Origin of the sequence: Staphylococcus equorum, from assembly GCF_001747895.1 — a bacterium.
GTDB classification, from domain to species: Bacteria; Bacillota; Bacilli; order Staphylococcales; family Staphylococcaceae; genus Staphylococcus; species Staphylococcus equorum_A.
Genome location: NZ_LNNB01000008.1, coordinates 1 through 18,933 on the forward strand (window position 1 = coordinate 1; position 18,933 = coordinate 18,933).

At 33.7% G+C, this 18,933-nt stretch carries 21 protein-coding genes; 14 read left to right on the forward strand and 7 right to left on the reverse strand.

Annotated elements, in window-relative coordinates:
- Nucleotides 1-121: 121 nt before the first annotated feature.
- Nucleotides 122-250 carry a hypothetical protein gene (locus tag AST02_RS14480; RefSeq protein ID WP_256092374.1) on the reverse strand — a complete coding sequence of 43 codons (129 nt, stop codon included), beginning with the start codon at nucleotides 248-250 and terminating at the stop codon, nucleotides 122-124.
- A 440-nt stretch (nucleotides 251-690) separates the two neighbouring features.
- Between AST02_RS14480 and AST02_RS01135 the strand changes: the two genes are divergently transcribed.
- The 6 genes from AST02_RS01135 (at nucleotide 691) to AST02_RS01160 (ending at nucleotide 5,997) form a co-directional block, all read left to right on the forward strand.
- Nucleotides 691-2,037, forward strand: coding sequence for an alanine/glycine:cation symporter family protein (locus AST02_RS01135; RefSeq protein WP_069815079.1), 1,347 nt, complete (start codon nucleotides 691-693; stop codon nucleotides 2,035-2,037).
- A 280-nt stretch (nucleotides 2,038-2,317) separates the two neighbouring features.
- A complete protein-coding gene (locus tag AST02_RS01140; RefSeq protein ID WP_069815081.1) occupies nucleotides 2,318-3,679 on the forward strand; it encodes an AMP-binding protein in 1,362 nt (453 codons plus the stop codon).
- The gene (locus AST02_RS01145; protein WP_069815336.1) at nucleotides 3,679-4,821 is read left to right on the forward strand and encodes a thiolase family protein; all 1,143 of its coding nucleotides are present in this window, start codon (nucleotides 3,679-3,681) and stop codon (nucleotides 4,819-4,821) included. The genes AST02_RS01140 and AST02_RS01145 overlap by 1 nt, the downstream gene beginning before the upstream one ends.
- Nucleotides 4,793-5,155 (forward strand): hypothetical protein, encoded by a 363-nt coding sequence (locus tag AST02_RS01150; RefSeq protein ID WP_069815083.1) that lies wholly within the window; start codon nucleotides 4,793-4,795, stop codon nucleotides 5,153-5,155. Before AST02_RS01145 ends, AST02_RS01150 begins: the two co-directional genes overlap by 29 nt.
- A gap of 1 nt (nucleotide 5,156) precedes the next feature.
- Nucleotides 5,157-5,420, forward strand: coding sequence for a hypothetical protein (locus AST02_RS01155; protein WP_069815085.1), 264 nt, complete (start codon nucleotides 5,157-5,159; stop codon nucleotides 5,418-5,420).
- A gap of 136 nt (nucleotides 5,421-5,556) precedes the next feature.
- Complete coding sequence (locus AST02_RS01160; RefSeq protein WP_069815087.1) at nucleotides 5,557-5,997, forward strand: ASCH domain-containing protein; 441 nt, start codon at nucleotides 5,557-5,559, stop codon at nucleotides 5,995-5,997.
- A 263-nt stretch (nucleotides 5,998-6,260) separates the two neighbouring features.
- Here the strand turns inward: AST02_RS01160 and vraX are convergent, their stop codons facing one another.
- A complete protein-coding gene (gene vraX, locus AST02_RS14270) occupies nucleotides 6,261-6,431 on the reverse strand; it encodes a C1q-binding complement inhibitor VraX (protein ID WP_176721519.1) in 171 nt (56 codons plus the stop codon).
- A 237-nt stretch (nucleotides 6,432-6,668) separates the two neighbouring features.
- On the opposite strand from vraX, the gene isaB reads away from it, so the two are divergent.
- A complete protein-coding gene (gene isaB, locus AST02_RS01165; RefSeq protein ID WP_069815088.1) occupies nucleotides 6,669-7,178 on the forward strand; it encodes an immunodominant staphylococcal antigen IsaB family protein in 510 nt (169 codons plus the stop codon).
- A 78-nt stretch (nucleotides 7,179-7,256) separates the two neighbouring features.
- On the opposite strand, the gene thiD is transcribed toward isaB, so the two are convergent.
- Together thiD and AST02_RS01175 are read right to left on the reverse strand one after the other, a co-directional pair.
- Complete coding sequence (thiD, locus tag AST02_RS01170) at nucleotides 7,257-8,087, reverse strand: bifunctional hydroxymethylpyrimidine kinase/phosphomethylpyrimidine kinase (protein WP_069815091.1); 831 nt, start codon at nucleotides 8,085-8,087, stop codon at nucleotides 7,257-7,259.
- A 278-nt stretch (nucleotides 8,088-8,365) separates the two neighbouring features.
- A complete protein-coding gene (locus tag AST02_RS01175; RefSeq protein WP_069815092.1) occupies nucleotides 8,366-9,796 on the reverse strand; it encodes a DHA2 family efflux MFS transporter permease subunit in 1,431 nt (476 codons plus the stop codon).
- A gap of 172 nt (nucleotides 9,797-9,968) precedes the next feature.
- Between AST02_RS01175 and AST02_RS01180 the strand changes: the two genes are divergently transcribed.
- From AST02_RS01180 to AST02_RS01200, 5 genes are all read left to right on the forward strand, one after another.
- A complete protein-coding gene (locus tag AST02_RS01180; protein ID WP_069815094.1) occupies nucleotides 9,969-10,511 on the forward strand; it encodes a TetR/AcrR family transcriptional regulator in 543 nt (180 codons plus the stop codon).
- A 235-nt stretch (nucleotides 10,512-10,746) separates the two neighbouring features.
- Nucleotides 10,747-11,403: a uracil-DNA glycosylase gene (locus tag AST02_RS01185; RefSeq protein WP_069815096.1), complete on the forward strand. Its 657-nt coding sequence runs from the start codon at nucleotides 10,747-10,749 to the stop codon at nucleotides 11,401-11,403.
- 2 nt (nucleotides 11,404-11,405) lie between these two features.
- Nucleotides 11,406-11,795: a DUF5327 family protein gene (locus AST02_RS01190; RefSeq protein ID WP_069815098.1), complete on the forward strand. Its 390-nt coding sequence runs from the start codon at nucleotides 11,406-11,408 to the stop codon at nucleotides 11,793-11,795.
- A gap of 24 nt (nucleotides 11,796-11,819) precedes the next feature.
- On the forward strand, nucleotides 11,820-12,182 hold the full coding sequence (locus AST02_RS01195) for a DUF423 domain-containing protein (protein ID WP_057513016.1): 363 nt from the start codon (nucleotides 11,820-11,822) through the stop codon (nucleotides 12,180-12,182).
- A gap of 63 nt (nucleotides 12,183-12,245) precedes the next feature.
- Nucleotides 12,246-13,733, forward strand: a complete 1,488-nt coding sequence (locus tag AST02_RS01200; protein WP_069815100.1) for an APC family permease — start codon at nucleotides 12,246-12,248, stop codon at nucleotides 13,731-13,733.
- Nucleotides 13,734-13,970: 237 nt separating this feature from the next.
- Here the strand turns inward: AST02_RS01200 and AST02_RS01205 are convergent, their stop codons facing one another.
- The 3 genes from AST02_RS01205 to hemQ all read right to left on the reverse strand — a co-directional run bounded on the left by AST02_RS01205 (nucleotide 13,971) and on the right by hemQ (nucleotide 16,524).
- The gene (locus tag AST02_RS01205) at nucleotides 13,971-14,423 is read right to left on the reverse strand and encodes a threonine/serine exporter family protein (protein ID WP_069815102.1); all 453 of its coding nucleotides are present in this window, start codon (nucleotides 14,421-14,423) and stop codon (nucleotides 13,971-13,973) included.
- Between the two features lie 11 nt (nucleotides 14,424-14,434).
- A complete protein-coding gene (locus tag AST02_RS01210; RefSeq protein WP_176721521.1) occupies nucleotides 14,435-15,202 on the reverse strand; it encodes a threonine/serine exporter family protein in 768 nt (255 codons plus the stop codon).
- Nucleotides 15,203-15,774: 572 nt separating this feature from the next.
- Complete coding sequence (hemQ, locus tag AST02_RS01215; protein WP_002508442.1) at nucleotides 15,775-16,524, reverse strand: hydrogen peroxide-dependent heme synthase; 750 nt, start codon at nucleotides 16,522-16,524, stop codon at nucleotides 15,775-15,777.
- Between the two features lie 171 nt (nucleotides 16,525-16,695).
- Between hemQ and pta the strand changes: the two genes are divergently transcribed.
- Both pta and AST02_RS01225 read left to right on the forward strand, forming a co-directional pair.
- Nucleotides 16,696-17,682, forward strand: coding sequence for a phosphate acetyltransferase (gene pta / locus AST02_RS01220; protein WP_069815106.1), 987 nt, complete (start codon nucleotides 16,696-16,698; stop codon nucleotides 17,680-17,682).
- Nucleotides 17,682-18,518 (forward strand): lipoate--protein ligase family protein, encoded by an 837-nt coding sequence (locus AST02_RS01225; protein ID WP_069815108.1) that lies wholly within the window; start codon nucleotides 17,682-17,684, stop codon nucleotides 18,516-18,518. Before pta ends, AST02_RS01225 begins: the two co-directional genes overlap by 1 nt.
- Nucleotides 18,519-18,933 lie beyond the last annotated feature (415 nt).

The window sequence follows — 18,933 nt, forward strand, 5'->3', positions numbered from 1 at the left end:
TGAGGCTGTGCCCGCGGAAAGCGTGCACAAAAAAGTGCCAACAAAGTCGGAGACTTTGTCGACACTCTGAGAGGAAACTAAATTTTAGTTTCCTCTCTTTTTTTATTTCTATATATTAAAATTAATCTAAATGAACTCTATTATGCTCTTCCATACTATTTTCTTTTGTCATATCTACACATTGTTTGCATGTTATAAAAGCGATTATTGCAAGTGAAGCTAAAATATTAATAGTTAAAAGTTTTTTCATTTTAATCATCCTAACTGTTTAATGTTTTTATATATTAATTACAAGGCACTAAAATCGTTTTTGACTCGTTGTTTTAAAAAAATGCACAATAAATATGCGTGATAAAAATTTATTGTATGTTACCTTTTCCCTGATGTTCAATTGTTAATCAAATTCAACTTTAACGTCATTGTCATAGCTATGTTGAACAGGTGGTTGATAACAAAGTGCATAGTAATGAGAATTTGATACTACAATTTATTTTAATATTAATAATAATAAATTTAAAAACCATAGAAGAAGCTTAATTAGAACATATAAATGTATTTTAAAATAGCAACGAATGATTAGAAATAAAACAAATAGGGGATACTATAAAAAAATAGTTTAGTCACCTTTAGACTGTTTTTACGTAAATCTATGACAATTTGATTTTAATACATTATTAAAGGGGAGATATAATGGAAAAAATCGTTGCTTTTTCAGATTGGCTTTGGGGATTTCCTTTAGTTACTTTATTATTAGTTGCAAGTTTGTATTTAACAATAAACTTGAAATTTATTCAGTTTAGACATTTCTTTTATATGATGAAACAGACATTTGGAAGAGTCAATAAAACGCCTAAAGGTGAGGGCACAATCACACCAAGGCAAGCACTGACCTCTGCACTTTCATCTACAATAGGCGCTGCGAATATTGTTGGGGTGCCTACTGCAATTATGATGGGTGGTCCAGGTGCTGTCTTTTGGATGATAGTAATAGCTTTTCTAGGAATGGCTTTAAAATTCAGCGAAAACGTACTCGGTGTACATTATCGTGAAAAAAATAAAAAAGGCGAATTTGTTGGTGGACCTACATATTATATGAAGAAAGGTTTTAAAAACAAAAAATTAGGAGCCATTTTTTCTACTGTCTTTGCTTTTGCGCTGATGCTTGAGCTTATACCAAGTATTATGGTACAAGGTCATTCGGCTGCAAGTACTGTGCATGATACATTCGATATACATATGGGCGTAACTGGCGTCGTTTTAGCTATACTTGCAGCATTAGTTGTGTTTGGTGGTATTAAGCGTATTGCATCTATTGCTGAGAAGATTGTACCAATTATGGTCGGTTTATATTGTTTATTAGGATTTACTATTATTATAATGAATATTACGCAAGTGCCCCATATCATTGCGCTTGTGGTTGAACAAGCTTTTAACCCTAGTGCAGCATTAGGGGGAACATTCGGTGCAGCACTTGCAACTACCATTCGTTGGGGATTTGCTAGAGGAATATATTCTAATGAAGCAGGTCTTGGTACGTCACCTATTGCCCATGCAGCTGCAAAAACGGATCATCCTGTACGTCAGGCTTTTTGGAGTGTTAGTGAAATTGTAGTTGATACGCTTGTCGTGTGTAGTACGACTGCATTTGTTGTGCTTGTTTCTGGTGTCTGGAAATCAGAAGATGCAAAATCACAATCTGCAGCGCTCACAGCCAGAGCATTTGAAGATGCTTTTGGACAATTTGGCAGTATGAGTGTATCGATATCGATGTTGTTTTTCGTATTTTCAACAGTCATCGTCGTAATTTTTTATGGCTCTAGAATGGCAGAATTCTTATTTGGATTAACAGGTGCTTGGATTATGAAAGTCGTTTATGTATTATCATTAGTCGTAGGTGCTTTGGGTGCAGCCACACAACTATGGGATTTATTAGATTTAGCACTTGCAATTGTACTTATACCTAACGTTATCGCAGTACTCATACTTTCACCGAAAGTAAAATCATTAACTTTAGATTTCTTTAAAAATTATAAATAAGTTGTTCTATTAAATAGATGGCCCCCTCACTACAAAATGGAGTGGGGGGTTTTTGTATGCAGATTTCTCTATTGTTGGGTTTGAGTAATTTATTATTGGAAATTTAAGTAGGTAAATGGGTTTTGAATTGAAAATATTATCGAATTTTAAAGAAAATTGGGATAAAGTTGTCCTAAATTCCCATAAGTAAAATTTATCCGTGATTCTGTAAAGATAAACGACTATAATTAATGTTAACATGTATTGTATTGAAGTTTACATTTTAAAGGGTGACAGGAAAATGGAAATATTAGAAAAGATTGAGCAACATGCACAAAAACGACCACAACATCTTGCGTTGCAATTTGATGATTTAAAGTGTAGTTATAAACAGTTAAAGATAAATATCGAATTAGTGGTTGCAGATTTAACTGATATTCCTAGTCATCAATTTGTAGCACTCGTTATGAAAAACCCTATGGAAACAATTATCTATTATTGTGCATTGCTAAAGAGGCATTGTATTCCATGCATACTAGATTTTCAATGGTCACAAGGACAGATAGACACATTACTAAATCATTACGGGATTTCTTATGTAATTAATGAGGAAAAAGAAGTAATAAATAAACACATTAAAGAAAATCAATTGAAGTGGCGTAATGATTTATTACATGTTGGTTTTACTTCAGGAACGACAGGTTTACCAAAAGCTTATTATCGCAATGAAAAATCTTGGTTATATTCTTATAAAGAAAACGAAAAGCTTTTAGAAGAGCCAGTTAATATACTCGTTGCACCTGGTCCTTTGTCTCATTCGTTGTCTTTATATGCTTGTATCTATGCGCTATTTAGTGGGAGAACGTTTATAGGGCAACGTCAATTTGATGCGCCATTGTTATTACAAACGATTGAAAAAGCACCTGAAACAGTTGCCATATTTTTAGTACCGACAATGTTAACATCATGTTTGGCTGAAAACCTTAAAATAAACCAAGTGCGCTATATTTTTTCTACAGGTGATAAGTTACCTCCGGAAACAAGAAATAAAGTTCAACAAAATATGCCACAATCTATATTAATAGAGTTCTTCGGAACATCTGAAGCAAGCTTTATAAGTTATAACTACAATAATGAAGCACCATGTCATTCTGTTGGTTTACCTTTTCCAAATGTGCAAATACACTTGGCACATCAAGATGAACAAGGCGTAGGTGTGTTACATATTCAAAGTAATATGGTGTTTAGTGGTTATGCAAATCAGGATATTTCACGAAGTAAATGGCTAGAAATTGGTGATTTTGCTTCACTTGATCATAACGGATATCTCTATTTGCACGGACGTCACGGTGACCGCATGATTATTGGTGGTCGAAATGTTTATCCAACTGAAATTGAAAGTGTAGCCCAAGGTTATGAATATTTTAATGAAGTGTGCATAGTGAGTGAACCACATTCGAAGTTTGGGGAAATTGCAGTACTACTTTATACAGGCCCACAGGATGTGTCTTATCAGTCGTTGAAAAGTTTTTTGTCACCACATTTGGCGAGATATCAAATACCATCTAAATTAATTAAAATAGATAAAATGTACTATACACAAAGTGGAAAAATAGCTCGAAGACAAATGAAGGAACGTTATTTAGGAGGAGAGTTTAAATGATGAAAGAAGCAGTGATTGTTGCGGCAAAACGTACAGCATTTGGCAAATATGGAGGAAAGCTTAAACATATAGAGCCAGAACACCTCATAAAACCATTATTTACACATTTCAAAGAAACATTGCCACATGTGATGTCAGATATTGATGACGTTATTCTAGGTAATGTCGTAGGTAATGGAGGTAATTTGGCGAGAAAGTCCTTACTCGAAGCTGAACTAGATCACCATATCCCGGGCGTAACTATCGATAGACAGTGTGGCTCAGGTTTAGAAGCGATATTACAAGCTTGCCGTATGATACAAGCAGGCGCAGGTACGATTTATATGGCAGGCGGTGTAGAAAGTACGAGCCGTTCGCCTTGGAAAATAAAACGACCTCAATCTGTTTATGATACGCAATTACCAGCGTTTTTTGAACGCGCATCATTTGCTCCGGAGGGACAGGATCCTTCAATGATTGAAGCGGCTGAAAATGTGGCTCAAACTTACAACATTTCAAGAACGGCACAAGATTATTATGCATGGATGAGCCATCAAAAAACGATGGCTGCATATGAACGTCAAATCATTTCTCGAGAAATAATGCCATTTCAAGTTAAGGGTGAAACATTTCAACAAGATGAAAGTATTAAACCTAAGTTAACGGAACGGACGCTGAATCGTTTGAAGCCGCTCTTACCTGAAGGTACAGTTACTGCTGGAAATTGTTGTATGAAAAATGATGGTGCAGTGTTATTAATGATTATGGAAAAAGAAACTGCCAAAGCATGTGGTTTTAATAACGGGTTAGCATTTACTGATGGCTTAACTGTAGGCGTAGATCCGAATGTATTAGGCATTGGCCCAGCACCAGCAGTGAAAAAACTATTAGAAAAAATTAACTATACTATTGATGAAATTGATGCTGTCGAATTGAATGAGGCCTTTGCATCACAGGTGTTAGCAAGCCAAGAAATGTTGGACTTATCTGATGCGAAATTAAATGTTTATGGTGGTGCGATCGCTACAGGTCATCCCTATGGCGCAAGTGGTGCAGCTTTAGTGACGCGCTTGTTTTACATGGATGAATATCAAAGAACAATTGCTACAATGGGAATAGGAGGCGGCATGGGCAATGCATTATTGTTTGAAAGATGGACTTGAAGAGCAAGAAATCATATTTATTGAAGAAGAAGTCGTAGCTTATAATCAATACTTTAATCAACGTCCATTAAACAAAGTGCCTCCTTTATATTGTGCTAAGTTATGGCCAGAATTTCAGCTGTTTCAACAATATGCTAATCGTAATATTTTGCTGAAAGAAACAGAAATCAACCATTCAAAACCACTTGAAACGAATGAAACCTATCTTGCGTATATGTGTATTGTTGAGAAGAAGAAAATAAAATCATTTATGAAATACACTTTTAAATTAGAAATACATAAAAATAGTGAAAACTATATCACTATTAAACAAACATTTTTGGAGCAGGTTTAGCATGATACAAATAACAGCAGAACAAGTGAATGAATATTTAGGTTTAATCAATGATCAAAACCCAGTGCATGAAAATATAGTGCCAGGTCAATTGATTGTACAACTTGCACTCACGAATAAAAAATTAGCATGGGTAGCGTACAAAGTGAAATATGTGGCATCAGTTGAAATGAATGAATCTTTAAATTTTGAACTTGTAACAAACGAAAAAATGGTTATTTCTAATCAAAGTGATGATGTAAAACTTTTCATTGTGAAAATATAAATGTTGAATTGATTATGGTGTTCAAGGTGTATACAAATGATGAGGATATAATGCATTGGCGAGTACTTTTTTGTGTTAATTTAAAAGAGTACGATACAATAATAAGTGAAGTAACAAGTATACTAGGAGGATAACTATGACAGTAGAAACATATTGGAGATCTTTTATCGAAGCATTTCCTGAATATAAAGGTGTGCAATTTGATGCTTGGTCTTTTGGTGTCGACGAAGATGAATTAGCTGATTTAGTGAAAAAGGGCATGAAAACTGCGACGACAAGTGGATTAGCGTCTTATAAAGTAGAGGGAGAAGCGTTACCACAAGTCGGTGATATCAGCGTTGTATTAAATGAAAAAGGAAATCCGCAATGTATCATTGAAACTACACGTGTTTACCAAACGCCATTTAATGATGTTACTGAAGAACATGCATATCTTGAAGGTGAAGGAGATAAGTCGCTGGCATATTGGCGTCAAGCACATATCGAATTTTTCGAATCATATTATGCTGAATTAGGTATTCCTTTTGATGAAACAGAATTCATGGTGTGTGAAGAATTTAAGTTATTGTATGTATAAAAAAGAGCGGTACATTAGTTAGCACTGCTTCGAGTATTCTCTCCAAGCACAACAAAGGGGACAATCTTTGTCTAACTGTGTACCGCTCATAGGGTGAGTGTTTATAGGGTTGTGTTATTCAAAGGCAACATAAGGGGACAACTTATGTTGCCTTTATTCTTTTTAAACTTCTAATTTCTAAAGGGGAGTTTATTGCATATATGTTCTTCTGAATTCTTCTTAAAGCTAAATTTTGAAAAGTCTTAGGTGTAAAGTAAATGTTATTAATAGGTTAGTTTCGTATTATCAACATCACTTTCAAGTAGAGAGAGTAACTTATATAATTCATTCATGCTGAAATTTTCATCAAATTTAACAGAAATTGTTTTGAAAGTTTTAGTGATAATTTCATATATTGGGTTACCATTTTCAAAAGCCTGTTTGTAGATAATCATGCTGTGATTCCCTCCTTTTCTCTCTACACTTAATATACTAATAGATTTCCTTGGAAAATACATGAGTCTTCAGTATCAACTTTGTATCGGTCTTATGTCGTATATAATTTGGAAGGTGAAAAGGATATAAAAATAGTGAATGAAGTAAAAGGGTTAGCATTGAACTTTGTTGAAAATTGGTGTAAATTGTAACTAAGGCGTATCGTGTTTTAAAATTCAAGCTTGGAGTGATAATGTATGAAAAAAATTGCAAAGACTTTTGTAGCATGTAGTATCGTATTTGGCACTACAGTAGGCCTAAGCATTGCTAACCAAGACATTTCACAAAGTGAAGCACAAGCAGAAACGACGCAACCTTATTATGATTATCAAGGCTACACAGCTCAAGGTGGAGATTTTGTATTAGACCAAGCATTTTATAATGGATTGAAAGCAGGTAATGTTACTTTTAATGATATTAAAGTGAATAGTAAATATGATTCAGGTTCTGAGAGCAAAGTAATTTATGATCAAAAATTTGAAAAAGTAAATGATAATAAAGCTAATTCAGTAGAATTTGAGATAGCGGAAGATGCGGTAAGTTTACAAGATATGAGAGTACAATTTGGACAAAACTTTGAATATCAACCACCGCTTCATGGGGACAAAGTAAGCAGTTCCGATGGCTTGTATGGGTATGTAGTAGGTGAAGGTTATATTGTCTTTCATATGAGTGATGGCTATGTAACGAGTGTGACTGTATCATAAAGCATATTTAATACACAAAAAAACCAAGCAGAAATTGAATGGATTTCTGCTTGGTTTATTTTATTGATAGTGTTGTTTTTAAACTTCTGTAACGTCAACATCAATATGTTCAACACGATTATATGCACCGTGGTCAACTGGACCTACAAAGTCATTCATCTTCCAACCATTTTTAATTGCAGAAGCAACAAAAGCTTTGGCAGCAATAACTGCTTCTCTTGGTGTTTTGCCGTTTGCTAAATACGCAGTAGTTGCTGCTGCAAAAGTACAACCTGCACCATGATTATAGCTTTGTTGGAACATATCCGTAGTTAATTGGTAGAATTGTTTACCATCATAGTAAAGGTCATAAGATTTATCTTGATCTAAAGCTTTACCACCTTTAATAATGACATGCTTCGCACCTTGTTTATGAATGATTTCAGCAGCTTTTTTCATATCATCTATTGATTTTAAAGTACCTAGATTTGCAAGTTGTCCCGCTTCAAATAAATTTGGTGTTACGACAGTTGCTTTAGGTAATAAATGCTCAATCATTGCATCAGTATTGCCAGGGTTTAATACTTCGTTTTCCCCTTTACAGACCATCACTGGATCGACAACAAAGTAATCGGCGCCAGATTCTTCATAAGCTTCGCCAGCACGTTTGATAATTTCTTGTGTGCCGAGCATACCTGTTTTCACAGCATCTGGGTGAATTGAGATTGCTGTCTCTAATTGTTTCTCAAATACATCAAATGGAATTGGCGTTACGTCATGAGACCACGTCGCTTTATCCATTGTAACGATTGATGTCAGAGCAACAATGCCGTATGTCTCTAACTCTTGAAATGTTTTTAAATCTGCTTGCATACCTGCGCCTGCGCTTGTGTCCGAACCTGCAATCGTTAATGTTTTTTTCAATGCCATGAATCTTCACTCCTAAATTTCTTTTGTACATATCATACCACGTTTATCGAGTATTCTAAATAATGACCTTTTAAATAGCGAGCAATATTTAACTACTTTGTATAATGTAGATTAATTTTATTTTGATGAAGTGAAATAGGGTTAATTATAAAATATTTAAAGTGTTTCTTTGTCGAGCGCTAACAATAAAAAAACTCTATCTTTATGACGAGACACGAGTCATAAAGATAGAGAATAAAAATGCCTTGAAATAATTTATTATTAAAAAGTCTAATTAATTAAGTGTTTGGATTATCTAGTTTTTTTTGAGACGGAACAAATAAAACTAGAAGTAAGGCAATTATAGCTAGTATCGTCATAAAGTAATATGCATCACTTGAGCCTAAAACAGACGCTAAGGACTGTATTGTTGCATTACTAGCATTGGGTGAGTCTTGTGATAGATTTTCAGCATGACCTGAAGTTTGAGCTGTGAATATTGTAATTATGATAGCTGTTCCAACAGCCCCAGAAAGTTGGCGAATCGTATTATTAATTGCCGTGCCATGTGAAACTAGTTTTGTAGATAACGCGTTTAGGTTAGCAGTATTTAATGGCATTGTTATAAAGCTTAACCCTATTCTTAAGAAAATAGTTCTAATCATTAAGAAAGTAAATGTTGTAGATTCAGTTAAATCTGTGACAACCCACATAGAAGGTATTATAAAAATAAGACCAATTACAAATACAAATTTCGCCCCATATCTGTCGTATATTTTTCCTGTAACTGGAGATAGAAAGGCGTTTATAATCGCACCTGGTAATAACACTAACCCTGCTTCGAATGCTGTAAAACTTCTTCCATCTTGCAAGTATAGTGGTAATAAAATCATATCTGCATACATCATCATAGTTATCATGACATTAATAATAGTAGTAATTGTAAACAGCTTATTTTTGAAAACATCTAGATTAAGCAATGGATCAGAAGATTTAATTTGTCTCATACAAAATAGCGTGATAGTTATAAGACCTATAATTATAGACGATAGTACAATACTATCATTCCAGCCGCTATTGCCTGCAGTACTGAAGCCGTACAGAATAAGCCCAAATCCAATCGTGGATAATATTACACTTGTTACATCTAACTTACTTTCTTCTTTTTCAGTCACGTTAACTAAATATTTAATCGATAATAACAATATAATTACAAAGAGTGGAATTAAGCCTATAAATAACCATCTCCATGAAAGATACTCGATAACAAAACCTGATAAAGTCGGTGCTATTGCAGGAGCAAATATTATTGCGAACCCAATATAGCCCATCATTGTTCCTCGTTTTTCTGGAGGGAAGAGGAACATAACAACGCTCATTAGTAACGGCATGACGATGCCTGCTCCTACAGCCTGAATCATTCGACCTATAAGTAAAATAGTAAAAGTCGGTGCTATTGCACAAAGAATACTACCAATTAATAAAAATGACATCGAACTAATAAATAATTGTCGAGTAGTAAATCGCTTCATTAAATAAGCGGTAATAGGTACTAATATCCCATTAACTAGCATAAAACCTGTGAACATCCACTGTACCGTAGTTGCTGATACAGAAAAAACTTCCATCAAGTTACTTAATGCCACATTTAGAAGTGTTTGATTTAGTGTAGACAAAAAACATCCTGCTACTAATACAGTCAAAATGACTTTTTTATTTATATTTTCCATTACATGAAGCTCCTTTATAATCATTTGACTTATCAACACAGTGTCAATAAAGTATAATGGTAGCAATATTATGTAGGCATGTCTATCGACATTATTTTAAATAAGTCTACTATACGACAATTGGTTGATTTGTGTTAATAAAATGTATACTTAATAGATAAGGGGCAATAAAATGAATGATAGAAAAAAAGAAGATCCTCGGGTAACACGTTCTAAAAGTATGTTTAAAAATGCTGCAATAGAATTATTGATGGAAAATTCGGATGTGAGAAAACTAACGGTTCAAAAAGTTGCTAAATACGCTAATTTAAATCGGGCAACGTTCTACTTACATTTTTATGACATCAATGATTTGTTGAAAAAAATAGGTTACGATATTTTTGATGATTTATTATTAAAAAATCTTCCTATATTACAGTTAAATGATGCTACAGAGAAAGAGAAGCTAGTTGAATTTTTAGATTATTTTTATGAAAATCGTAAAATTCTATCGATATTCTTTGCAAATACAGATTTCAAAAAAAAGTTACATTTAATATTGGTTGAGTTTGTTGTTATTAATGGAGAAAAGCAATCATTAAATACAGAAAAAGCGATATTATCTACTGATATTCTTGCTTCTTCATTACTTGGAATCATTACATGGTGGGTTAAAGATGGAGTAGAGCATAGTTCTGAATATATTGCTAACCAAATTGTTGGGTTATATCGTTAGTTTTTAGATGGAAAAATTTATAACGGTTTTCATTTTAATATAGGATCAAATATTATGGTTCGCCTGAGCTGGTTTAAGGTTTACAAGTGCTGATGCACTTGCATAAGTAGTGCTAGTCTTGCTAATGCAAGAAGTACTACTTTACATGCATAAGAACTACTTATTCACGCGCACAATTTCTTGCGCGTGAAAGTAGTTCTAATATGTTAAAATACTAACTGAGGTGAGAGGGAATATGGAATGGTCAGATGTTTTTCATGAAATTATTACGCGACATGACTTTAGTGCGATGCACGAATTTTTAGAAAAAGAATATACAACAGAAATTGTATATCCAGATAGAGAGAATGTTTATCAAGCATTTGATTTAACACCATTTGAACAAGTGAAAGTTGTCATATTAGGTCAAGATCCATATCACGGACCGAATCAAGCACATGGCTTAGCTTTCTCAGTACAACCAGATGCTAAGTTTCCACCTTCATTGCGTAATATGTATAAAGAACTTAAAGATGACATAGGTTGTGAAAGAACAACGCCACATTTACAAGATTGGGCGCGTGAAGGTGTTTTGTTATTGAATACCGTTCTGACTGTCCGCCAAGGAGAGGCACATTCACATAAAGAAATTGGCTGGGAACTTTTCACAGATGAAGTGATTCAAACTGTATCTGAACAATTAGAAAATGTTGTGTTTATTTTATGGGGAAAACCCGCACAACAAAAAATCAAATTGATAGATACGTCGAAACATCATATCATTAAGTCTCCACATCCAAGTCCTTTATCTGCTTATCGTGGTTTCTTTGGTTCAAAATCATATTCTCAAGCAAATACGTATTTACAAGAAAATGGTAAAGCACCAGTAAATTGGTGTGAAGGTGAGGCATAAACATGGAAAAAGATAAGATCATACACTTAATTGAGCAAGAATTAGTAGCAGCGGACGAAGCAAATCATAATGCTGAATTTGAAAAGCACATTTATGCTATTCACACGTTGACTTCACTTGTTACAGGGTCGACAAGCCAGCATAAAAGTTATAAAGATAATACGTATGATGTTTCTTCGTCCTTCCAAACATCTACTATAGTAAATAATGGTACTTCAAAACCGCAATCAGCTTCTAAAAAACAAGGTGTATCTGCGGAAGAGATTCGAGCGATGGGTGGTAAAACATCACAACCCGCGTCACAAAATAGCGTTTCTGACACGTCACTTAAATCTAACAAGTTAGTTACTGATGATGAAATAGGTAATGGAGATTCAATATTTGATTTTTAATTAAGAAGGGAAGTAAATAGCATGATGAAAGTATTTATTATATTAGGTGCATTGAACACAATGATGGCAGTAGGAACTGGCGCATTTGGTGCACATGGCTTAGAAAATAAACTATCGGCAAAATATTTATCAGTATGGGAAAAAGCAACGACTTACCAAATGTATCATGGTTTAGGCCTACTCGCGCTTGGTATTATTAGTGGTACAACTTCAATTAATGTGAATTGGGCAGGTTGGCTCATGTTCTTCGGTATCGTCTTTTTCAGTGGCTCATTATACATTTTAGCACTAACTCAAATTCGTATCCTTGGCGCAATTACGCCAATCGGTGGGGTTTTATTCCTAGTAGGTTGGTTAATGCTAATTATCGGAACATTTAAATTATAAATTTTTAATTGTTATAGAATTCATCTTGTGGGTATAATACAGTCCATGAGGTGAATTTTATTTATGAGTCAAAATGATAAGGAAATAGATAGAGGAGATTTAAAACAAAACTTATCTGAAAAATTTGTATGGGCTATAGCCTATGGTTCATGTATAGGTTGGGGCGCATTTATCCTACCTGGCGACTGGATTGGTCAATCAGGCCCTATATCTGCAGCAATAGGTATTGTAATTGGTGCATTATTAATGATACTGATTGCAGTAAGTTATGGTGCTTTAGTTGAACGTTTTCCAGTTTCAGGTGGGGCATTTGCATTTAGTTTTTTAGGATTTGGAAGGTACGTCAGTTTCTTCTCATCCTGGTTTTTAACTTTTGGATATATATGTGTTGTAGCTTTAAACGCAACAGCATTTAGTTTATTAATTAAGTTCTTACTACCAGATATATTAGAAACTGGTAAGTTATATACTATTGCAGGATGGGATGTTTATATAACTGAGATTCTTATCGCTTCGTTATTATTAATTGTCTTTATGTTTATAGCAATTAAAGGTGCAAGTGTTTCAGGATCTCTACAATTTTATTTCTGTGTAGCAATGGTTATAACAATCTTATTACTATTTTTCGGTTCATTCTTCGGGAATAACTTCTCTTTTGAAAATTTACAACCGTTAACTAATGAAAAAGAAGGTTGGTTTACATCCATTATTATGATTGTGGCGGTAGCGCCATGGGCATATGTTGGATTTGATAATATTCCACAAACAGCAGAAGAATTTGATTTTGCGCCGAATAAAACATTTAAATTAATCGTTTATAGTTTACTTGCCGCAGCATTCACTTATGTATTAATGATTTTATACACAAGTTGGTTAAGTAGTTCATCAACAAGTTTAAATGGTAATTTATGGTTAACAGGTGCTGTGACACAAGAAGCCTTTGGTTATATTGGTTTAGCAGTGCTAGCAATTGCAATTATGATGGGGATATTCACTGGTTTAAATGGTTTCTTGATGAGTTCAAGCCGTTTATTATTCTCAATGGGACGTTCAGGCATTATGCCTTCTGTATTTAGTAAATTGCATAAAAAATATAAGACACCTTATATTGCAATTTTCTTTTTAGTTTCTGTTACATTAATTGCACCGTGGCTAGGACGTACTGCATTAACATGGATTGTTGATATGTCTTCAACAGGTGTATCAATTGCTTATTTGATTACATGTTTATCAGCAGCGAGACTCTTTAGTTTTGATAAATCAAGTAACACATACGGACCTGTATACAAAGTTTTTGCGATATTAGGTTCAATCGTTTCATTTGTGTTCTTACTCTTATTATTAGTTCCTGGGTCACCAGCAGCACTTTCAACACCATCTTATATCGCATTGGGCGGTTGGTTAATTATTGGTTTAATTTTCTTTGTTGTACGTTATCCAAAACTGAAAAATATGGATAATGACAGACTAAGTAAACTTATTTTAAATCAATCAGAAGATGAAATAGTAGATTTAATTAATAAAAATAAATCAGATAAAGCGAACAACTAGTTGTTCTTATGAATAATAATCATGTTTTTTACATGTAAAATTATATAATTCTAACATTTAAATTTGGATTATATAATTGCATATACGCCCTTCAATACAGACACATTAAAAGTGTTTATATTGGAGGGCTTTTATTATTAGATCTTTGATTATAGAAATAGCGAGTAACAAAAAAGCCTGAGAAAAATCATTTGTAATAATGATTTTTCTCAGGTTTTTTATTTAGCATCATGCGTTTTAAATTCTTTTTTTACGTATTTTCGTACCAGAGACAATAAGTTTCGATATTTGATCAGCAAAAAGTAATCCTAAAGCGATAGCACCAGCAATTAAAGTCACTTCTAACATTGTATTAATTGCTTTACTAAATTCCAATAGAATCAAGCTTTTTGTTGCATCGAATGCAAGACCACCAGGTACGAGTGGGATAATACCTGGAACCATAAATATAATTACGGGTTCCTTTTTATAACGAGCCATGATGTGACTTAGCATACCTAACGCAATACTTCCAAAGAAACTAGAATATATAGTATGGAAATGAAAACCTTCATAAAATAAAATATAAAACATCCATCCACATGCACCTACAATACCAACTGTGTTGTATAGGCGTTTTGGCACATCAAATATCACACCAAAGAAAAGGGAAGCAGTATAACTAAATATTAAATTTAAAATCCAAAACATAGACATTGCTCCTAAAAAATAATGAGTATAGTACCAACACCGGCGCCTATACCAAAGGCAGTCACTAGGGCTTCTAGTGATTTAGTGGTAAATAGTAACATGTGACCGGCGAATAAATCTTGAATGGCATTCGTTATTAATACACCAGGAACGATAGGCATTACTGAAGCTATTATAATAGTAGATATCGAACCACCGGGTATTAAATGATGTCCTGAAACGGTTATGAGACCGATGACAATTGCGCCCATAAATTCTGGAATGAATTGAGCGTGTAATTTTCGTTGAAGCGTTTCTACAACAATGAAGCCAAAGGAACCAGCCAAAATAGCAGTAAGTACATCTGTTAAGATGCCACCTTGAAGATATAAAAAACTGGCTGCGATAACAGCGGCAGCAATAAATTTGAATATTAGATCATGGTTAATGCTTTGCTCATGATATATTTTTTGCAGTTCTTGAAAGGCATCTTCAAGTGAAATGTCACCTAAAGCAAGCCGCCTAGATATACCATTTGTTCTTGATATGCGATGAAGATTCGTATCTCGCGTTTTAATTCTGAAAATCCTAGGATAAGATTCGTTATGTAACATGAAGTTAATGACTGTATTAGTTACGAAACTATTGCTTTCTGGATAACCTAACGTAGTTGCAATCCGAGTCATTGTATCTTCAACTCTGGAACCTTCTGCACCAGATTCCAACAGAATACGTCCTGCGAGCAAAATGACATCTTTCGCCATTCTTTCATCATAACTTTCAACTGTTTGATTGTATATTGTCATTTAATCACCAATAATGAAGTATTTAACTAAAGCTATGTTTTTGTATTCATAGCATAGGAATAAGTTATTGAGTTAATAATTTTTATTGTAACACTTTACTCATAAAAATTGTTAGAGGAATCAGAAAGTAACTTATGCGCTTTATAAATTTTAAAATATAACATTTTATACAATTTAAGTAATTTAAATATGTTTCAAATTTCGCAAATAGGCTAAAATAATATTAGTTAGCTGTTTCAGACAAATATTGAGTAGCGACAATATTTAACAGTTAATATTAAATTAAGTAGTGATTAAAGTTCTCCCAAACACACTACACAGACTCAGGCACACTTGTTCAACGGCAAGTGTGCCTTTTTACTCGCTCTGCTTTCAACATGTTATTTGTTCTTGGTTCGCAAGCTTACGCTTGCATAACTCGCTCTAGCTTTCACCATGTTGAAAGCAGAGCGAGTAAGAACGAGTTATGGAATATGTAAATGCATAAAAAAATGCCGACAAAGTTGGATACTTTGCCGACAGTCTTATACGCTTCCATTAATATGAATAGAATCGTTTATTGTATTTTATAATGAAAATAGATCTTGTAAGACATCTTTTGTGATGATATTACCTACAAAGAAACTACCAAAGTCGCCGTAGCGTGCAGTCGTTTCATCAAATCTCATTTCATAAACAATTTTTTTGAATTGAAGTGGGTCTTCTGCAAAAAGTGTAACGCCCCATTCATGATCGTCAAAACCAACAGATCCAGTGATGAATTGTTTGATTTTACCTGCATATTGGCGACCAATCATGCCATGATCATGCATAAGTTTCTTTCTATCTTCAAGTGGTAACATATACCAGTTATACGTTTCACCACGACGTTTATCCATTGGATAGAAACAGATATATTCAGTACGAGGTAATTCAGGGAATAATCTTGGTTTAATATGAGGATTTTCATATGGATCTTCATCAGATTTTCCTGCAAGATAATTACCTAATTCTATGATAGAAACATAAGAATATGTTGGAATTAAGAAATCTGTAATTTTCAATTTATTAAATTCATTTTCAAAAGCATTTAAATCTTTCATTTCTGGACGTAATACCCATAAAAGAAGGTCTGCTTTTTGACCATTAATATTGTAAAATGCATGATCTCCTGCATTATTTGTACGTGCTTCTTCGTGCTTATCTAAAAACGATTGTAATTCTTCCACGAGAGATTGACGTTCTTCCTCTGGAACTAAACGTAAAGTAGTCCAATCAATAGCATATAATAAATGTAAACTATACCAACCGTCTAACGTTTCTGGTACTTGTGGCATTGTAAATCGCTCCTTTGTGAAAATTTCTATGTCTTCACTATAAAATTCTACCATAAAGGCAGTGTTAAAACATAAGTAAATGATTACAAATTGGTGACATGGAATTCTATAAAAAAATAACGTATACTATATAGTGTAAATAAATAGATTGAAATTTCGAGGAGGCCCCCTATGTCTTTATTAGATGTATTACAAGAAAAACTTTCAGGAAAAAATGTGAGAATCGTATTACCTGAGGGTGAAGATGAACGCGTATTAACAGCAGCAACACAATTACAAAATACGGAATATGTTACACCAGTAGTATTGGGTAATGAAGCTAATGTGAAGGCTTTAGCTAACGATAAAGGATTAGATATTACTAACATTGAAATTATCGATCCAGAAACAAGTGAATTGAAACAAGAATTAGTAACTGCTTTCGTTGAACGCCGTAAAGGTAAAGCGACTGAAGAACAAGCACAAGAAATGCTAAAAAATGTAAACTACTTTGGTACAATGCTTGTTTATACTGGTAAAGCTGAAGGACTAGTCAGCGGTGCAGCACATTCAACAGGCGATACAGTTCGCCCAGCATTACAAATTATTAAAACGAAACCTGGTGTTTCAAAAACATCTGGTGTTTTCTTTATGATTAAAGGAGAAGAGCAATATATCTTCGGCGATTGCGCAATCAATCCAACGCTTGAAGCACAAGACTTAGCTGAAATTGCAGTAGAGAGTGCAAAAACTGCTAAAAGCTTTGACATGTCACCGCGTGTAGCAATGTTAAGTTTTTCAACAAAAGGCTCTGCAAAATCAGACGATGTTGAAAAAGTAGCAAATGCAGTGAACTTAGCTCAAGAGAAAATTGAAACTGACAATATTGAAGATGTTGTTGTAGATGGTGAATTCCAATTTGACGCAGCAATCGTACCAGAAGTTGCTAAGAAAAAAGCACCAGACGCAAAAATACAAGGTAATGCTAATGTATTTATCTTCCCAAGTTTAGAAGCGGGTAATATTGGATACAAAATTGCACAACGTTTAGGCGGTTTTGATGCAGTAGGTCCAGTACTACAAGGACTGAATTCTCCAGTGAATGATTTATCTCGTGGTTGTTCAACAGAAGACGTGTATAACTTATCAATCATTACTGCTGCGCAAACATTACAATAATGGATTTAGCAAGTAAATATTTTAATGATATAGATTGGCGTTATATTGACCATTCTTCTGGGTTAGCGCCTATGCAATCATTTGCATTCGATGATACATTTTCTGAAAGTGTTGGCAAAGATTTATCATGTAATGTGGTACGTACTTGGATACACCAACATACAGTCATTTTAGGTATACATGATTCACGCCTGCCTTTTTTACAAGACGGCATTCGTTATCTTACTGAAGAACGTGGCTATAATGCGATTGTTAGAAATTCAGGTGGTTTGGGTGTAGTCCTAGACCAAGGTATACTCAATATTTCTCTTCTCTTTAAAGGTAAACATGACATTACAATAGATGAAGCTTTTACAGTGATGTATTTATTGGTTTCGAAAATGTTTGAAGATGAAGATGTAGAGATTGAAACACATGAAATTGAACGATCGTATTGTCCAGGGAAATTTGATTTAAGTATTAATGGGCGAAAATTTGCGGGTATTTCCCAAAGACGGGTACGTGGTGGCATTGCTGTACAAGTGTATCTTTGTGTAGAAGGTGATGGCAGTGAACGTGCTGATATGATGAAATCTTTTTATAAACGCGCATTAAAGGACTCAGAAACAAAATTCACTTATCCAAATATTGATCCACAATGCATGGCGTCGTTAGAGTCACTATTAGGTAAAACAATCACTGTCCAAGACGTAATGTTTAAATTGTTATACGCCCTTAAAGATTTAGGTGGACAATTAAACACGGAACCTATAACAGATGATGAATGGCAACGCTATGAAGGTTACTTTGAAAAAATGATTGAACGTAACGCTAAGATGAATCAAGCGATGGAGTAAATAATTATTAAGACCAGAAACGATACTTTTTTATTAAAGTAACGACTCTGGTCTTTTTTATAGTTACTATAAAAAAGATTGACATAAATCTTTCTAATTGTTGAATTATAGAAAGTAAATAAGTAATATAGGAAAAGTGTAGTTTAAAACTAACTAATTTAAATAAATTTCCGTAAAATCATGTTAACTTTTTGAATATAAGGCTATAGAGTTTTATAATGGAAAAGTATTGATTATAATTAGTAGCAGGTATTAACTTTTGAGAAGACACTTTCTGTTATTTAATTAAAAATAAACCAAATATCTATGTCTAGAGTTGTATGGCATAATATAAAATTTGTGAGATAATGTATAATAATGTGTGTAAAATTAGTTAAGGTTGAGTATTTTCATATAGAATACGAGCAGTCTTTTC